Origin of the sequence: Microbacterium sp. ZW CA_36, assembly GCF_044987475.1 — a bacterium.
Classification (GTDB): Bacteria; Actinomycetota; Actinomycetes; order Actinomycetales; family Microbacteriaceae; genus Microbacterium.
Genome location: NZ_JBJDRL010000136.1, coordinates 1 through 1,571, shown reverse-complemented (window position 1 = coordinate 1,571; position 1,571 = coordinate 1). Strand labels below are relative to the sequence as shown.

The 1,571-nt window shown below is 71.6% G+C and carries 1 protein-coding gene; it reads left to right on the top strand.

The annotated features are described in order from the left end of the window. The coding region (locus tag ACI3KX_RS22065; protein WP_404911092.1) for a BglG family transcription antiterminator at positions 1-1,517 on the top strand (1,517 nt) is incomplete at its 5' end. Positions 1,518-1,571 lie beyond the last annotated feature (54 nt).

Below are 1,571 nucleotides of genomic sequence, written 5' to 3'. Positions count from 1 at the left end.
GCACCGAGGGTGCCCAGCGGCGGCTTCTCAGCAAGCTCGCCCACGACGAGATGGATGCCGGATCCTTCGACCTCGCCGCCCTCCGGCGCACCCTCGGCGAGGGATCGGTCGGGGCCGAGGCCTTCGGCCCGTTCAAGACCGAGCTGGTGGCGCGCCTGGGCGAGCTCGGGTGGTTCGTCAACGAGATCGGCATCGCCGACGTCGTCATGCACATCGCGATCGCCGCCGACCGCACCGCGCGCAACCGGCCCCTCGACGCGATCGGCTCGGACGCCGGCGAGCGCCCCACGCAGACGCAGGTGGCGGCCATCATCGAGGAGCTCTCGGAGCGGCACCTCGGCGTGCGGCTCGGCAGCGCCGACCTGCAGCACTTGGCGACCCTCGTGCTCACCCGCGTCGTCGCTCCCGACGGACTTGCGGGAGCGGCATCCGCCACCGCACCCTCGACCCTCGACCCCGAGGTGGAGGCCGCGGTGCGCGACGTCGTGACCGCCGCCGCCGAGGAGTTCCTCGTCGACATCGCCCACGACGACTTCGTGGTCCGCCTCGCGCTCCACGTCCAGAACCTGCTGCACCGCGCGCGGGAGCAGGCGTGGTCGCGCAACCCGCTCACGCGCTCGCTCAAGTCGACGTATCCGATGATCTTCGAGGTGGCCGTGTTCATCGCGAGCCGCCTGCAGCAGCGCCTCGGCATTCCGCTGCCCGACGACGAGATCGCCTACATCGCGATGCACGTCGGCGGGCGCCTCGAGCGCAGCCGGCGTGCCGACCAGCTGCTGACCGCGACCATCGTGTGCCCGGGGTACTACGACCTGCACGAGCTGCTGCGCTCCAGTGTCGATCGTTCGCTCGGGCAGGCCATCGAGGTCGTCGGCGTCGAGACGCGCGTCGATCCCGACTGGGCGTCGATCGACACCGACCTCGTGCTCACCACCATCGACCCGCCCGTGACGAAGGAGCGGATCGTGCGCATCCAGCCGTTCCTCACCGACGCCGACGTCGAGCGCGTGCAGGCCGCGGCAGGCCGCATCCGTCGCTCGCGCCGGCTCGCGAGGCTGCGCGCCGAGCTCGAGCGCTACTTCGAGCCGTCCGCCTTCGTACGCGGGCTCGACGATGCTGCGGCCTCCGGCGAGGAGGGGGTGATCCGTGCGCTCGGGGCGCTCCTCCTCGAGCGCGGGGTGATCGACGCCGCATACGTCGAGCGCACGATCGAGCGCGAACGGCTCTCGTCCACCGCGTTCACCGACGCCCTGGCGGTGCCGCATGCCCTCGAGATGACGGCATCCCGCACGGCCATCGCGATCGGGATCGCCGACCCCTCGATCGCGTGGGGCGACGGGCGGGTGCAGGTCGTCGCGCTCGTCGCGTTCTCGGAGACCGATCGCGAGGCGTTCCAGACCGTGTTCGAGCAGTTCGTCGAGGTGTTCAGCGAGCGCGACAGCGTGCAGCGGATCGTGCGCCGTGGCACCGACTTCAACGCCTTCCTCGACGAGCTCGTCGCCGTCATCGACGGCTGACCCGCGGCATCCGGCGTTCTTCTCGGGTTTGGGGCGCACGGCGGGGCGGGGGGC